A 13,514-nucleotide genomic window follows, 5' to 3' on the forward strand; every position below is an offset into this window, starting at 1 on the left:
TTGATGAACTCGCTAAACACTTGCAAATTTTAAGGAAAAGCGGGCTTGTCCGAAAAATTTGACCTGACCGAAAAGCCCTTATATATCAAGGCATTTCGGGTTTTTCGGGAAAAACATTCACCTCCTAGCACCCCGTCAAATTCAGGTGCCAGTGGTAGCAATACCGTGGAAGTTCGAGTCCTCTTGACCGCACCATACCTACAAACAAGCCCTTCTTCGGAAGGGTTTTTATTTTGTGTTTTAACATGGAATCGTATGAACGTCATAATGAGGCATTGATGGCGCTTGCATCAGAACAGTTGATGGAAGAAGAAACGGACTTCGAGCGACAGCAACCCGATTTTAACGTAACGAAACAATTGCAGCTTCAGGAAAATTGCGTTGCTTCGGTTCTTCTTTCGAGGATGGGAGGATGTTTATGCATTGCGTAATGCCGTCCAAATGATGCTGAGGCTATCAAACGTTATCACTATTTCAGTGAAAGTGTAGCTCTACTCCTTTTCTAGGGTATAATACTAGTATGGAAACTTGCGTATTGACTGGTTCTTGAAGAAGGAGACTTTATGACGTTTGAACAATTGCAGTTGATTCCCCCTATTATTAAAGCGATAGCTAAGGAAAATTATTCGCAGCCCACGCCTATTCAAGAGCAGGCGATTCCCCCGGTGCTGGCAGGCCGTGACTTGTTTGGCTGCGCCCAGACAGGGACCGGCAAGACAGCGGCCTTCTTGCTGCCGATCATCCAACTGCTGAGTACACAGCAGGGTCCCCCGAAAGGCAAGCGCGTTATACGCTCACTGATCCTGACGCCTACGCGTGAGTTGGCTATTCAGATTTCCGACAATGCCAAATCTTACGGATGTTTCACGAATGTGCGCTGCGGCGTGATCGTGGGGGGTGTCACGCAGAGGGCTCAGGAGCAGCTGTTGGAGCGAGGCACGGACATTCTGATTGCAACACCGGGACGGTTGATCGACCTGATGAACCAAGGGTTCGTTGATCTGCGTCACGTGCAGATTCTGGTGTTGGACGAAGCCGATCGGATGCTTGATATGGGATTCATTCATGATATGAAGCGAATCATTGCCAAGCTGCCCGCCAAGCGGCAGACGTTATTCTTCTCTGCGACTATGCCGTCCGAGATCACATCTTTGGTTAACACTTTGCTGAAGAATCCGGTGAAAATTGAGATTACTCCTGTTTCCTCAACGGCGGAGCGGATTCAACAGGTCCTCTATTATGTGGACAAGCCGAATAAACTGCCGCTGCTGATCGATCTGCTGCAGGATAAGTCGATCGCGAGCGCTATCGTGTTCACCCGTACGAAGCACGGTGCGGACCGGGTAGCGCGAGGCTTGACGAAAGCGAAGATTACTGCGCAAGCGATTCATGGCGACAAGTCCCAGAATGCCCGACAAGCGGCGCTGAATAACTTCAAAAGCGGTGCGACACGCTTGCTGGTGGCGACAGACATTGCGGCACGGGGCATCGACATTGAGGAACTATCGCACGTGATTAACTTTAATTTGCCAAATATCGCGGAGACTTACGTACATCGGATCGGCCGTACGGGGCGTGCGGGCTTAAGTGGGATCGCGATTTCGTTCTGCGAAAACGAGGAGATTCCTTATCTGAAGGAAATCGAGAAGTTGACGAAGCAGAGAATTCCGGTGATTACCGATCATCCTTACCCGATGACCATTACGAAGCCGGAACCGGCGACGGTCGTGGCGGACCGAGTCAAAGTTAACAATGCGCCATCCAAGGACGATGCTCGCGGACATAGCGGCGGAGCTGGCCGCCGCCACAGACGGCGATCCAATACTAGAAAGTAAGCCGGTTAAAGTTTTTATTACAGAGAAGGCACCCAATCGGGTGCCTTTCTATTGTAGGATTATTTCAGTTATAAGAAAGGGTATCCTTCTCGTTTCCGCAAAAACTGATTAAGTTACTATGGATGAGGTGATCGCCATGAGCGTAATACGGTTGGAGAACGTCACGAAGAAGTATGAAGAGTCCATGATCTTTCGCGACATTTATTTTCGAGTTATGCAAGGGGAACGTATTGGCCTAATTGGACGGAACGGCGCCGGCAAGTCGACGGTATTTAAGCTCATCATGGGCAAGGAAGAGCCGACGTCCGGCAGAGTAGAAATAGATCCTCAGGTGCAAATCGGATATTTCTCGCAATTCTCGGAACTTAGCGGAGGCTTGTCCGTTCAACAAGAACTGGAAGCATGCTTCGAGCAGGTTGCCCTTATTGAACGAGAACTGCAAGAGGTCGGAGATAAACTGGGTGCGGTTACCGACGATAGCGAGATGAATGCGCTGCTGGCCAGGCAAGCGGAGTTATTCGAGCAGATGGATCATCTCGATGGCTGGAACGTGTCCGTCGAGATTAATACGGTGCTTACGAAGTTAGGGTTTAATGACAGATCCCGCAATCAGCCAATCGATGAGTTGTCCGGGGGATGGCGTAACCGTGCGGCGCTCGCGAAGATGCTTATCGAGTTGCCTGATGTCGTTCTGCTCGACGAACCGACGAACTACTTGGATATGGAAGGGATCGCATGGCTGGAGCAGTGGCTGTACCGATTCAAGGGAGCCATGATTCTGGTATCGCATGACCGGCAATTTATCGACAAGGTTGTCACGCGCACGATCGAGATCGAGAACTATCATTTTCAGGAATACGAAGGCAACTACACGGATTACGTCCGTAAGAAGAAGATGCGCAAAAAGGAGCTGGACCGCCAGTTCGAGTGGGAGGAAGAGCTGCTGCTCATGGAATCCGAGGCGATCGACAATCGCGCGAACCGGAAATCCGGTTCCAAGGACCGTCTCTCGCGGAAGCTGGCGGATAACAAGAAGCGGATAGAGCCGCATCCCGTTAACGTGCTGATTACCGATATCTACGAGAGGCTGCGCTTCCCGGACAAGCTGTGCGAAGTGAAGGAGATCGGGCAGACCTACGAGGGCAGGCAGATCTTCGAGAACGTTAGCTTCGATATTCAGAAGGAAGATCGTTTGGTCATCGTGGGACCGAACGGAAGCGGGAAGTCCACGCTCATTAAGGCGCTTACCGGGCAGGAGAAGCCGGAATCCGGGGAGGTTGTTTGGGAGAAAGGCGTCAACTACGCCTACTTCAACCGGATGTGGGAGGAACTCGATCCTAAGGACACCGTCAGCCACGCGGTAAATACGTATGGATTGGGACTGGACGCTCCGCGCAAAAAGGTGAACAAATTCCTGGCTATGCTGCAATTCTCGGAGGCGGATCTGAGCAAGGCGATCGGCAATCTGTCCGGCGGGCAGAAAGCTCGGGTGGCGCTGGCTAAGTGTCTACTCTCGGGTTCGGCCGTTATCATTTTGGACGAGCCGACCAACCATCTGGACCTCACGAGCATACAGGTGATGGAGCAAGCTCTGATCCATTTTCCCGGCGCAGTCATTACGGTAAGCCATGATCGCTTCTTTATCGATAAGATCGGGACCAAGATGCTGACCTTCGATCCGGTAACGGGAGTGACCGAACGGAGCTTGTAAGAGAGAAGCCCCACCTTTGATGCTAGACGGTAGCAAGCAGGCAACATGATAAGCTATGCAGAGAAGGCATTCGACAGAGTGCCTTCATTTTCGCTTTATAGTTGTGACGGTGAAAACCGGCATATACGCCGATTCGTTTCAGATTCTCGATTCCCATCCCCCCCCATTGACAAATGAATGAACCGTTCATTATAATCGATTAAGTGAATGAATGGATCATTCAATATAACGGGGAGGGATTCTGAATGGACAGAATTCATCAAACAAATGATCAGAATGTAAGAGGAAAATATGTGGTGATTACCGGTGCGACGAGCGGAATTGGATTGGCAGCTGCCCAAGAGCTAGCCGCGAGAGGGGCGAATTTGGGGATTGTTGCGCGTAATACGATCAAAGCTAACGAGGTTGCGGATGGGATCCGGGCGTCCTTCGGTAATCGGATCACGGTGGACGTCTTCATCGCCGACATGTCCTCACAGCGTTCGATCCGCCGCGCGGCAAACGAAATATTAGCGAAATGCCCCAAGATCGATATTCTGATCAATAATGCAGGTGCGATGTTCGTCGATCATAAGCTGACGGAGGATGGAATTGAGATGACCATGGCGGTCAATCATATCGCGCCATTCTTGTTAACGAGGCTTTTGCTTGATAGACTGATGCTGAGCGAACATGCCCGTGTCATTACGACGTCATCCCACGGCCATAAAATGGCCAGGAAAGGCATCGATTTCGACGATCTGAGCGGTAAGCGTTATTTTGATTTTCTTGGGAAGCTGAAGGGCGGCCCTAATTTCCGATATGGCGAGTCGAAGCTGGCGAACATCTTGTTTACTACAGAACTGACGCAACGGTTGAAAGGCACGAATGTGGCAGCGTATAGCTTCGATCCCGGACTTGTCGCCACGAATTTCAATCGGGACAACGGATGGATGGCCCGGATGACGGCGACCGTAATGATGTGGTTCGCCAGAACACCCGAGAAGGGCGCAGAGACGTTGGTATGGCTGGCGGATACCGACAACAAGAACTTGGAGAACGGGCGTTACTACGTCGATAAGCGCGTTGGGACGCTGTCAGCACAGGCAAGCAACATGGAGGCAGCGAAGAAGCTATGGGAAGCGAGCGAGGAGCAGATCCGTTTGTCGCAGGCTTAATGCGAGACTGACGTACGAAAAAGGAAGAGGGATAACCTATGCCAAGAATAGAAAAAATGCAATCTGAACAAGAACGCAAGGATCAGATCAAAAAAGCGGCTCTCAAAATATTTGCGGAAAAAGGTCTCGTCGGCACGAAAATGAGCATGATAGCGGAGGAGGCCGGGATTAGCCAAGGTTTATCGTACCGCTACTTTGAATCCAAAGACGAGATCTTTGCGCTTCTCGTGGAAGAGGCGATCGAGGAATCCCGGAAAGCCATCCGGGATATCGCAAAGTTCTCCGGTTCGCCTCTTGAGCAACTAAAGGCGTTTACGCTTCAAATGTTGGATGAGAACCACAGGCTATATTTCCTGCTCGTTCAACAGGCGCTAACGTTGGAAGTCGTTCCGAGTAAGGCGAGGGAAGCCATCGAGAGGTATTCCCCACAGGAAACCATTGAACAGATTATCCCGATCTTTGTCCGAGGGCAGCAAGAAGGAGTATTCTCGGAGGGCGATGCCTACAAGCAATTGATTCTATATTTTTCGGTTGTTAACGGTCTTATACTTCAAGACGCCAAGGTAATCGGAATGGATTGGACACAGGAAGTTGATCTTCTGCTGAAAATATTGATGAAATAGAGATCGTCGTGGTTAAGGTTCATACGGTCTCGCTTATCGGAACGAGATGCCGATTCACTAAAAAGGAGTTGATCGTTTGTACGGATGGTTGCTAGTGTTGCATATATTCGCTGCGGTAGCGGTGATCGGTTCAGCCTTCGTGGTGCCTATTATCCGCAGATCGGCCAAAACGACGGACCAGCTTCGCTTTATTTTCGACATTACGTCCAAGGTTGCCTTGTTTTCTAAAATCGGCGGCACGGTACTCGTACTGACCGGTATTTGGCTAATGGTGATTGCCAAAACGGGGTTCTCTGAAATGTGGCTAAATCTCTCCATTCTATTATCGCTGATCTTAATCGTCACCATTGTCGGTTTAATCGAACCGCGTACAAAACGGCTCGCCCAACTCGCCTCGGAAAGGCAAGGCCATGAATTATCCGCCGATGTCAGGCTGGCAATGCGGAGAATTTCGCCTATGGAGACGACTGCCCAACTGCTGTCCCTGGCGGTAACCGTACTGATGGTCATTAAGCCGATGTTCTAAATACCGCTGTAACATAGGAGGTGGTGGCGGAAGCCCGATATACACGTTAGCAGATCTTGAAGTTTCCGTGTTTGCGCTTAATTAATTCTAGTGTAAGGTGAAGCAGTCTTTCGGATTGATCTTTGTTTCGTATAACTTGAGCAATATTTAATCTTTTGTTTTGTTTATAAGCGGTTAGCGATTCTTCTGGCGGCGACTGTACGAAATGAAGGACGGGGTCTACGGCTTTCTGAACAGGCAGTCCGATGATTTTGTACATGAGCTTGACCCATGTTTTTATCAGCTTGTGATCGAATGCTTCCGTCGCCCCTTTTGTTTGGACGGCTCCGGGATTGAATAATACATATTTGATATTCGTATCTTCAGCGCTTTGGGCAAAGGCCACACCCAGCAGATTATTGAGTCTGCTGCCATGCATAATGGCTTTAATACTATTAAATGGTCTTTGGTTTCGAAGTTGCAAATCTCCCCATTGGATATCCCCCTTCACGCCCGGAGCGCAAACGTTGATAACAAGAGGGGCCGCGCTGTTCCGAAGCAGTTCTCGAAATTGATAGCTGAGAATAAATCGACTCAAATAATACAATGCGAAATGTTGCTCAAATCCATCTGTTGTCTCCCGATACGCTTTGCTGTATTTCTGGGATTGCGCGCAAAGAAGGAGTAGATCGATGTGATTTACGCTTTCACTTACCTGTTGGACGATCCGAATATTTTCCGAAACAAGGCTTAAATCTGCTTGGAGAAATAAGAACCTGTCTTTTCCGCCTAACTTTGCTGCCTCAAGTCGCAAATCCTCGCCTTTCTTCGAACTACGACCGATAACAATGACATGTTCCCCATTACGTATAAATTGTAAGGCTAATTGCTTTCCAATCCCATCGGTTCCTCCGGCTATTACAATCGTACGCATGATGATTTTACCCCCCAACGATTTAGGCCGTTTCTCATAATTGAATTACTATGAAGTATAATGGAATCAACTATAGGGTTGAAGAAGGCACTTTTTTCTTATTTAGTTTGCTTTAATGAAGCTGCTTACTATAAGTAATTGGCGAGGTGAATGTCATGTATACAGACAGCCAGAAAGAAGAATGCTCCGCCTCATTGGGTGAAGCCATGCAGGTGATGGGGAGCAAGTGGTCATTCTGGGTCATTGGCGAGCTAGCTACAGCTCCTCGACGATTCAATGAACTGAGAAGAGGCTTAGGCAACATTAGCACCAAATCGCTAACGGAAGTATTGCGTTCCTTGGAACAGGCCCGCATCATTCGCCGCCAGGTGTTTGCAACCGTACCTGTAACCGTCGAGTACTCCATGACAGACAAGGGAATGGATTTCCTCCAGGTGTACTACGCCATGCAGGGGTGGGGAGAGAAGTGGAAAGACTATGATATTCAGGTGCAAGGGGACAAAATATAGAAAACTTAGTCGAGCCAGTCGTGCTGTCGGAATGAAGGCGGCGATTTGGAAAAGAAATGAACGGGAATGGTTTTGCAGGTAAGAAGTAAAGGGAGAGAACGAAAGCAAGAGCGGCGCAAATGACGGTTCATGGCGGGGGTAGTCCATTGGAAAATAAGCAGGCGATTATCGGACGTAATTGGTTTTTCGCTCTCTCCATTTTTTTGCTAGCCGGAGGCGTTGCCGCGGTGTGTATGCTTGCTGCTCCGTCGGCTTCTGCGCCATCTTACGGCAAGGTTATCGAACTGCAGGAGAATACGGACAACTATTCCGTAAACGATCAAATGGATGTTTTGGCTGACGAGGAGGGGAGGTTGACATTCGCGGACGTGCAAACCGCTGCCGTGGCGGAACGCTTCCAGCCCGCTGAAGGGAAATCCGCTTTCGGGCTAACTGCCGGAACCTACTGGGTCCGAACGTCGGTCGTTAATCATACCTCCCGCGATCAGTGGGTGATTCGCGTGAACAATTCGGTCATTGAACAGTTCAGCTTGTATGTTTTCGACAAGCATGCCACCGGCGCCAGCCAATCCGGCATCCTGGAGAAAGTAAACGAACATTTCACGTCGTATTACATCCATCTGCCTGCGGACGTGCCGGTGGACATCTATATCAGATGCAAAATCAACGGGTCCATGATTATTCCGATCGAATTGATGGATAACGGCACTTTCCTTGGCAAGCTGAAGCATAACTACGTGTTTTTCGGCATTTATTACGGATTTGTCTTGATGATGGCTGCTTATATGCTGTCCATGTTTATTTTTAACCGGATTGCCGTGTACTTCTATTACTCTATGTATATCCTGTGCTTCAGCATCTCGCAGCTCGTGTGGAACGGACTTTTGAAAGAGTTCCTGGGCGAGGAAAACCGGGCAATGACATTCTTGCTGCGCGTATTCGGCAATTACGAAGGGATCGACTACTTTTTCTTTATTTCCTGTCTCTGGTTCGGGCTTTTGTTCCTGGGTCAAATTTGGCAGCTTCGGACCTATGCTCCGCGCATGTTTGTTGTCTATCGGCTGTTGAATATTGTGTCCCCGCTCGTATTGGTCGCTTCGCTGCTGCATTGGCCGGGATATGCGACAATGGCCATCCTGTACGAAAGCCTGTTTGCCCTGCTGCTTGTCGTCAGCACCGTCTGGTGCATATGGAGAGGCAATCTGGCAGCGCGATACGTCATTTTGGCGGCAATTCCGTTCCTTGGATTCGCTGCGCCTACGATACTGAACACTTACAGCTTGATGCAGGAAAGCTTTCTTACCCACTATGGCTTCCAGATTGGATCGATTGCCGAATATGTGATGTTCGCGATTGCGCTGTCCTACCAATTAAGGCAGGCCCGCATGGATAAAGAACGCGCGCTGCGGCAGAACGAGCTGAACGAACAAAGGCATCAAACGCGCAACGAGCTGCTGCAGAACATCTCCCATGACATTCGGTCACCCCTTGCGGTCGTACAAGGCGGAATCCGGGCAATCCTGCATGGAATCGAAATCGAACCGGAAGCGAAGGCCAGATTTCTGAATACCTTGTACGATAAAGTTCTTTATATCAATAAATTTATCGACGATTTGTTTGAATTAAGCAGCCTCGAACGTTCTCCTCCAGAAATCGCGACTCTGGAAACGATTCCGTTCGCGGATTGGATCCGGCGCGAATTCGAATCGTCGTCTGCAACGATCCGCATGGCTGATCTGCATGAGCAAGCTTCGGTTTTGGTAGATTCGGCTACTATGGTATCGATTCATTCTCACGAGATAAGCCGCGTGCTTGCCAATCTGGTGCACAATGCATGCAAATTTTCTCCGATAGGGGGGACTGTCCGTCTGCAAGCGAATTCGGAAAACGGGGAAGTCCTTGTATGCGTGGAGGATGAAGGGGAAGGGATGGCCCCGGAGTATCTCGAAACGATATTTAATCGCGCGGTCATGATAGATCCCGCCAGTAAGCTGAGCGGAAGCGGAATCGGGCTTGCGATCGCGAAGGAGATCGTCGAACGCCATAAAGGCTCCATTTGGGCGGAAAGCCAGCCGGGCCAAGGCAGCCGATTTTGCTTCAAGTTGCCCGCGAATGTACCGCGTCCGGATTCGGATCGAATTTATACCCAAAACCGATGACGGTTCGAATATAGCTCGGATGCGCCGGATTGGATTCGATTTTTCGGCGCAATTGAGAAATATGGACCTTTACGGTGTCGATGGAATAACTGGCAGGATCGTTCCAAACCCGCTCGTACAGCTGCTTCGGATGAAAGACTTTATGCGGATTCTGGGCGAACGTAATCAGCAAGTGCAGTTCTTTGGCCAGCAAAGTTACCGGACGTTGATTCACTGCAACGGTCATTCGTTCCAAGTCGATTTCCAATCCGGGATAAGACAGCCTTTGGCCGCTTATTTTCGTAGCCGCGATCTGTGCGCTCCATCGCAAATTGGATTTGATTCTCGCCACCAGCTCCAAAGGATCAAAGGGTTTCGTAATATAGTCGTCGCCGCCGGACGCGAGAGAATTCAGAATATGTTCCTGCTGTTTGTTTCCCGATAGAAATAGAATAGGGCGATTAAAGGTTTGGCGGATGCGTTTGCACAAGGTTGCGCCGTCAACGTCGGGCATTTGCAAATCCAATAGGATAAGATCGGGGATTTGTCGCTGCAGCATGGACAAGCCTTGTTTGCCGTTCAAAGCCTCCGCGACCCGAAAACCTTCGTTAACCAAAAACAATCGAATCATCTCTTGAAAATCCGCATCGTCGTCGATAATCAATATAGTTGCCGACATGATAGGCTGCTCCTTCCTTTTTCACGGTCGCACAAAGGGTTCATCTATTCTTCATTAAATCAAATTATGCTATGATTTTAAATGATTTTTCAGTTTCGATTTCACATTAAAAGAGCTCTTGGGCAAGGAACGGATGAAGGACATACGCTCGAGGAGGAATGGCGAATGAGAGATATACAGCATGCGATGCAGACTTTTTTGGAGGAAAAAGTCCGGGAGGGCAGCGAACGGGGGCTGCAGCTGGCCGTTTATTACCGGGGCGAGCTTATCGTCGACGCTTTTGCCGGGATCGCCGACCAAGCAAGCGGAACGCCGGTTGACGGCGATACGCTGTTCCCGGTTTTCTCGACAACGAAGGGCGTTGCGGCGACGGTTATCCATCTGCTTGCCGAACGGGGACAACTGGACTATGATGCGAAAATCGGCGACATATGGCCCGAGTTCGGCGTGAACGGGAAGGAGGAGGCATTGATCCGGCATGCGCTCTACCATACGACCGGCATTCCGCACATGCCGACAGGAATCGGCGTGGCGGATCTTAGCGATTGGGACAAGATGTGCGCGGAGATTGCCCGGCTTACTCCTCAGTGGCCTCCGGGCGAGCATATGGAATATCATGCGATTACCTATGGCTGGATTCTGGGGGAGATCGCACGCCGGGTCGACGGACGCGCCTTCTCCCAGATCCTGAAGGAAGATATTTGCGATCCGCTTGGCATAACGGATATGTATGTCGGCTTGCCGGATGGGATGGAGCATCGGGTGGCCCTCCTTGAAGAACCCGGTTTCGTTCCGCCGAGCGTCGATGAAGACCGCCCTCAAGCCATCCCCGCATGGATCAGTCCGCTGCATGAATGGATGAATACGCCGGCCGCCAGGCGGGCTTGCGTTCCGGCAAGCAATGGCATTATGTCCGCCCGCTCGATAGCCCGGCATTATGCCGCTTTGCTTCCCGGAGGGGTTGACGGCGTTCAACTGCTGCCGAATTCGCGGATGAAGCTTGCGACGGCGCCGTTAAGATTGAAGGATGGCGTTCTGCTGCCCAGAGGAATGGGATATGAGGTCGGGCAAGAGAACTCCATTATAGGACCTCGTCTCGAGGCATTCGGGCATGGCGGATATGGAGGCTCTATCGCTTTCGCCGACCCCGGGCAAGATCTTGCCGTTGGGTTTACGAAAAATCTGTACTCCCAAAACGATGCGGGCTCGTCTATTATTGGCGAGTTGAAGAACAGATTGGGGATAGCCTAGCGGACGTAGATTCCGCTTCGCTTGCTTCCCTCTAGTATGCAGGGGAGGGGGATTATGTTGAACCATCTGCTGCTGGCAGACGATGATTCAAATATTAGAGCGCTGGTGCGTTATGTCATGACCCGTGAAGGATACAGTGTACATGAAGCTTGCGACGGAGCCGAGGCGGTAATGGTGATGGAACGTTCCCCGATCGACATCGCGATTATTGATGTGATGATGCCGCACATGGACGGGTTTGAGTTATGCGAGCATATTCGGCAGCGCTACGACATCCCGATTATTTTGCTTACGGCCAAAGACCAGCTGTCGGATAAAGAACAAGGCTATCTAAAAGGAACGGACGACTATGTGACCAAGCCTTTCGAACCGGAAGAGCTGCTCTTCCGGGTCAAGGCGCTGTTCCGCCGCTATAATCGGGCGTCGAATGATCTCATTCGGATGCATCGTATTACCATTGATCGCAAAAACGTTGAAGTGAATGACGGCCAATCTGTTATTTTACTGCCGATGAAAGAATTTGAATTGTTGGCCCAACTGGCACAGTACCCGGGGCGACTATTTTCCCGCGACGATTTGATCCGTCTCGTATGGGGCCAGAATTATGAAGGAGACGACAATACGGTTAATGTGCATATCAACAGGTTGCGCCAGCGGTTTGCCGATTACGCGGATGACTTTGTTATCCAGACGGTTCGAGGCATCGGCTACAAGATTGTGGTGAGGGACAAATGAAAAGTCTATACTACCGCGTGTTTCTGATCACATTGGCCGTTATCTTCGCCAGCAGTACGCTGGGGTTCCTCGCTTCGAATATTTACTACCACATAAAGCTTAAACCGTATAACGACGCGAAGCTTGTATCCATTGCCGAGAATATGAAGCGTTTTATTGAACTCGATCCTTCGGGCATGGAGCCATACCTTCGAAATGCAGCGGCTTTAGGATACGAAATCTATTTGACGGATGGGCAACAAGAATCGCATTTCTATGGAAGGAGCTTCCGTAAGCAAGATCTGAACCAGCATAACATCAGGATTGTTCTTGACGGCGGTATCTACCACGGTGTGGCGCAATTTCCGAATAAGCCATTCATCACCGGCTTCTTCGAGAATCATTTAAGCAATACGGTAGGCGTGCCCGTCCAAGCGTCCGGGAAGACCCTCGCCTTGTTTATACGGCCGGATGTCCTGCTGCAGTTCGGCGAGCTTCGCACCTTCTTCGCGTTGGTCGGATTGCTGACCATCATTATCAGCATCTTGTTTTTCTTGGTCAGTACCCGCTATATCGTCAAGCCGATTACACGGCTGACCGAAGCGACCAAACGCCTTGCCCAAGGGAACTATAATCTTCGGCTGACGACGAGAAGAAGGGATGAGATCGGTCAGCTAGCTGGGCATTTTATGACAATGAGCCGGGAGCTGGAGCGGGTCGATCTGGCACGCCAGCAATTTGTATCGAATGTCTCGCATGAGATCCAATCGCCGCTTACCTCCATTCAAGGATTCGCCAAGGTATTGGCACAAAGCGATTTGCCGCAGGAGGAACGCCTCCAATATGCATCGATTGTGGAAGCGGAGAGCCGTCACCTCTCCATGCTGAGCAAACAGCTTCTGCTGCTTTCTACACTGGAACAAGGAGAAGAGGCGCTGAACAAAAAGCGTTTTTCCTTGCGCAGTCATATCCGTCAAGCCGCAGAAATACTGCAATGGCAGCTGGAAGAGAAGAATTTGCTGCTTAAGCTATCCGTTCCGGAAACCATCTCGGTTCATGGCGATGAAGTGCTTCTGATGCAAGTATGGACAAATTTGTTGAGCAATGCGGTGAACTATATTCCGTCAGGCCGCAGTATCGAAGTGTACGCAGAGGATATGCAGTCGCATACCCGCGTCGTTATTTCGGATACGGGAGAAGGGATAGCTCCCGAGCATTTACCCTTTCTTTTCGATCGTTTTTACCGTGTTGATCGCGCGCGAGAACGTTCTTCGGGCAGGACGGGCTTGGGGCTGGCCATCGTGAAGAGGATTTTGCAGCTGCACGAGGGAACGATCGAAGCGAGCAGCACGCCAGGGGCAGGGACCCGCTTTACGGTGACGCTTCCCAAATTGTAATTTGTTATTTATGCGCCATTTATATTCGCTTCCTATACTGGAGACATCCAAGAGGAGGGAA

12 protein-coding genes are annotated in these 13,514 nt (G+C 50.2%); 10 read left to right on the plus strand and 2 right to left on the minus strand.

All coding sequences use genetic code 11. The features are described 5' to 3' along the window. Positions 1-563 precede the first annotated feature (563 nt). From ACFFT4_RS12485 to ACFFT4_RS12505, 5 genes are all read left to right on the plus strand, one after another. Complete coding sequence (locus ACFFT4_RS12485; RefSeq protein ID WP_378048070.1) at positions 564-1,835, plus strand: DEAD/DEAH box helicase; 1,272 nt, start codon at positions 564-566, stop codon at positions 1,833-1,835. A gap of 136 nt (positions 1,836-1,971) precedes the next feature. Further along, entirely contained in the window at positions 1,972-3,546 is a 1,575-nt protein-coding gene (locus ACFFT4_RS12490) for an ABC-F family ATP-binding cassette domain-containing protein (RefSeq protein WP_378048071.1), read from the plus strand. Positions 3,547-3,791: 245 nt separating this feature from the next. Then, positions 3,792-4,703 carry an SDR family oxidoreductase gene (locus tag ACFFT4_RS12495; RefSeq protein WP_378048072.1) on the plus strand — a complete coding sequence of 304 codons (912 nt, stop codon included), beginning with the start codon at positions 3,792-3,794 and terminating at the stop codon, positions 4,701-4,703. A gap of 38 nt (positions 4,704-4,741) precedes the next feature. Beyond that, positions 4,742-5,326 carry a TetR/AcrR family transcriptional regulator gene (locus ACFFT4_RS12500; protein ID WP_378048074.1) on the plus strand — a complete coding sequence of 195 codons (585 nt, stop codon included), beginning with the start codon at positions 4,742-4,744 and terminating at the stop codon, positions 5,324-5,326. Positions 5,327-5,402: 76 nt separating this feature from the next. Further along, the gene (locus ACFFT4_RS12505; protein ID WP_378048076.1) at positions 5,403-5,852 is read left to right on the plus strand and encodes a DUF2269 family protein; all 450 of its coding nucleotides are present in this window, start codon (positions 5,403-5,405) and stop codon (positions 5,850-5,852) included. A 46-nt stretch (positions 5,853-5,898) separates the two neighbouring features. Here ACFFT4_RS12505 and ACFFT4_RS12510 read toward each other — a convergent pair whose 3' ends face one another. Further along, positions 5,899-6,765, minus strand: coding sequence for an SDR family NAD(P)-dependent oxidoreductase (locus ACFFT4_RS12510; RefSeq protein WP_378048078.1), 867 nt, complete (start codon positions 6,763-6,765; stop codon positions 5,899-5,901). Between the two features lie 155 nt (positions 6,766-6,920). Between ACFFT4_RS12510 and ACFFT4_RS12515 the strand changes: the two genes are divergently transcribed. Further along, a complete protein-coding gene (locus ACFFT4_RS12515) occupies positions 6,921-7,274 on the plus strand; it encodes a winged helix-turn-helix transcriptional regulator (protein ID WP_378048080.1) in 354 nt (117 codons plus the stop codon). Between the two features lie 233 nt (positions 7,275-7,507). Beyond that, a complete protein-coding gene (locus ACFFT4_RS12520; RefSeq protein ID WP_378048429.1) occupies positions 7,508-9,433 on the plus strand; it encodes a sensor histidine kinase in 1,926 nt (641 codons plus the stop codon). Here the strand turns inward: ACFFT4_RS12520 and ACFFT4_RS12525 are convergent. Beyond that, entirely contained in the window at positions 9,372-10,091 is a 720-nt protein-coding gene (locus ACFFT4_RS12525; protein WP_378048082.1) for a response regulator transcription factor, read from the minus strand. The genes ACFFT4_RS12520 and ACFFT4_RS12525 overlap by 62 nt on opposite strands. 165 nt (positions 10,092-10,256) lie before the next feature. Between ACFFT4_RS12525 and ACFFT4_RS12530 the strand changes: the two genes are divergently transcribed. From ACFFT4_RS12530 to ACFFT4_RS12540, 3 genes are read left to right on the plus strand one after another with little or no spacing between them, the layout of a single operon-like run. After that, complete coding sequence (locus ACFFT4_RS12530; protein WP_378048083.1) at positions 10,257-11,342, plus strand: serine hydrolase domain-containing protein; 1,086 nt, start codon at positions 10,257-10,259, stop codon at positions 11,340-11,342. Positions 11,343-11,399: 57 nt separating this feature from the next. Continuing rightward, complete coding sequence (locus ACFFT4_RS12535; protein WP_378048084.1) at positions 11,400-12,077, plus strand: response regulator transcription factor; 678 nt, start codon at positions 11,400-11,402, stop codon at positions 12,075-12,077. Continuing rightward, entirely contained in the window at positions 12,074-13,453 is a 1,380-nt protein-coding gene (locus ACFFT4_RS12540; protein ID WP_378048086.1) for a sensor histidine kinase, read from the plus strand. The genes ACFFT4_RS12535 and ACFFT4_RS12540 overlap by 4 nt, the downstream gene beginning before the upstream one ends. Positions 13,454-13,514 lie beyond the last annotated feature (61 nt).

Origin of the sequence: Cohnella cellulosilytica (genome assembly GCF_042431195.1) — a bacterium.
Taxonomy (GTDB): domain Bacteria; phylum Bacillota; class Bacilli; order Paenibacillales; family Paenibacillaceae; genus Cohnella; species Cohnella cellulosilytica.

What these genes read in the sequence shown, in the direction of transcription:
- ACFFT4_RS12485 (WP_378048070.1), top strand. Translation starts at nt 564, where the DNA reads ATGACGTTTGAACAATTGCAGTTGATTCCCCCTATTATTAAAGCGATA.
- ACFFT4_RS12490 (WP_378048071.1), top strand. Translation starts at nt 1,972, where the DNA reads ATGAGCGTAATACGGTTGGAGAACGTCACGAAGAAGTATGAAGAGTCC.
- ACFFT4_RS12495 (WP_378048072.1), top strand. Translation starts at nt 3,792, where the DNA reads ATGGACAGAATTCATCAAACAAATGATCAGAATGTAAGAGGAAAATAT.
- ACFFT4_RS12500 (WP_378048074.1), top strand. Translation starts at nt 4,742, where the DNA reads ATGCCAAGAATAGAAAAAATGCAATCTGAACAAGAACGCAAGGATCAG.
- ACFFT4_RS12510 (WP_378048078.1), bottom strand. Translation starts at nt 6,765, where the DNA reads ATGCGTACGATTGTAATAGCCGGAGGAACCGATGGGATTGGAAAGCAA.
- ACFFT4_RS12515 (WP_378048080.1), top strand. Translation starts at nt 6,921, where the DNA reads ATGTATACAGACAGCCAGAAAGAAGAATGCTCCGCCTCATTGGGTGAA.
- ACFFT4_RS12520 (WP_378048429.1), top strand. Translation starts at nt 7,508, where the DNA reads ATGCTTGCTGCTCCGTCGGCTTCTGCGCCATCTTACGGCAAGGTTATC.
- ACFFT4_RS12525 (WP_378048082.1), bottom strand. Translation starts at nt 10,091, where the DNA reads ATGTCGGCAACTATATTGATTATCGACGACGATGCGGATTTTCAAGAG.
- ACFFT4_RS12530 (WP_378048083.1), top strand. Translation starts at nt 10,257, where the DNA reads ATGAGAGATATACAGCATGCGATGCAGACTTTTTTGGAGGAAAAAGTC.
- ACFFT4_RS12540 (WP_378048086.1), top strand. Translation starts at nt 12,074, where the DNA reads ATGAAAAGTCTATACTACCGCGTGTTTCTGATCACATTGGCCGTTATC.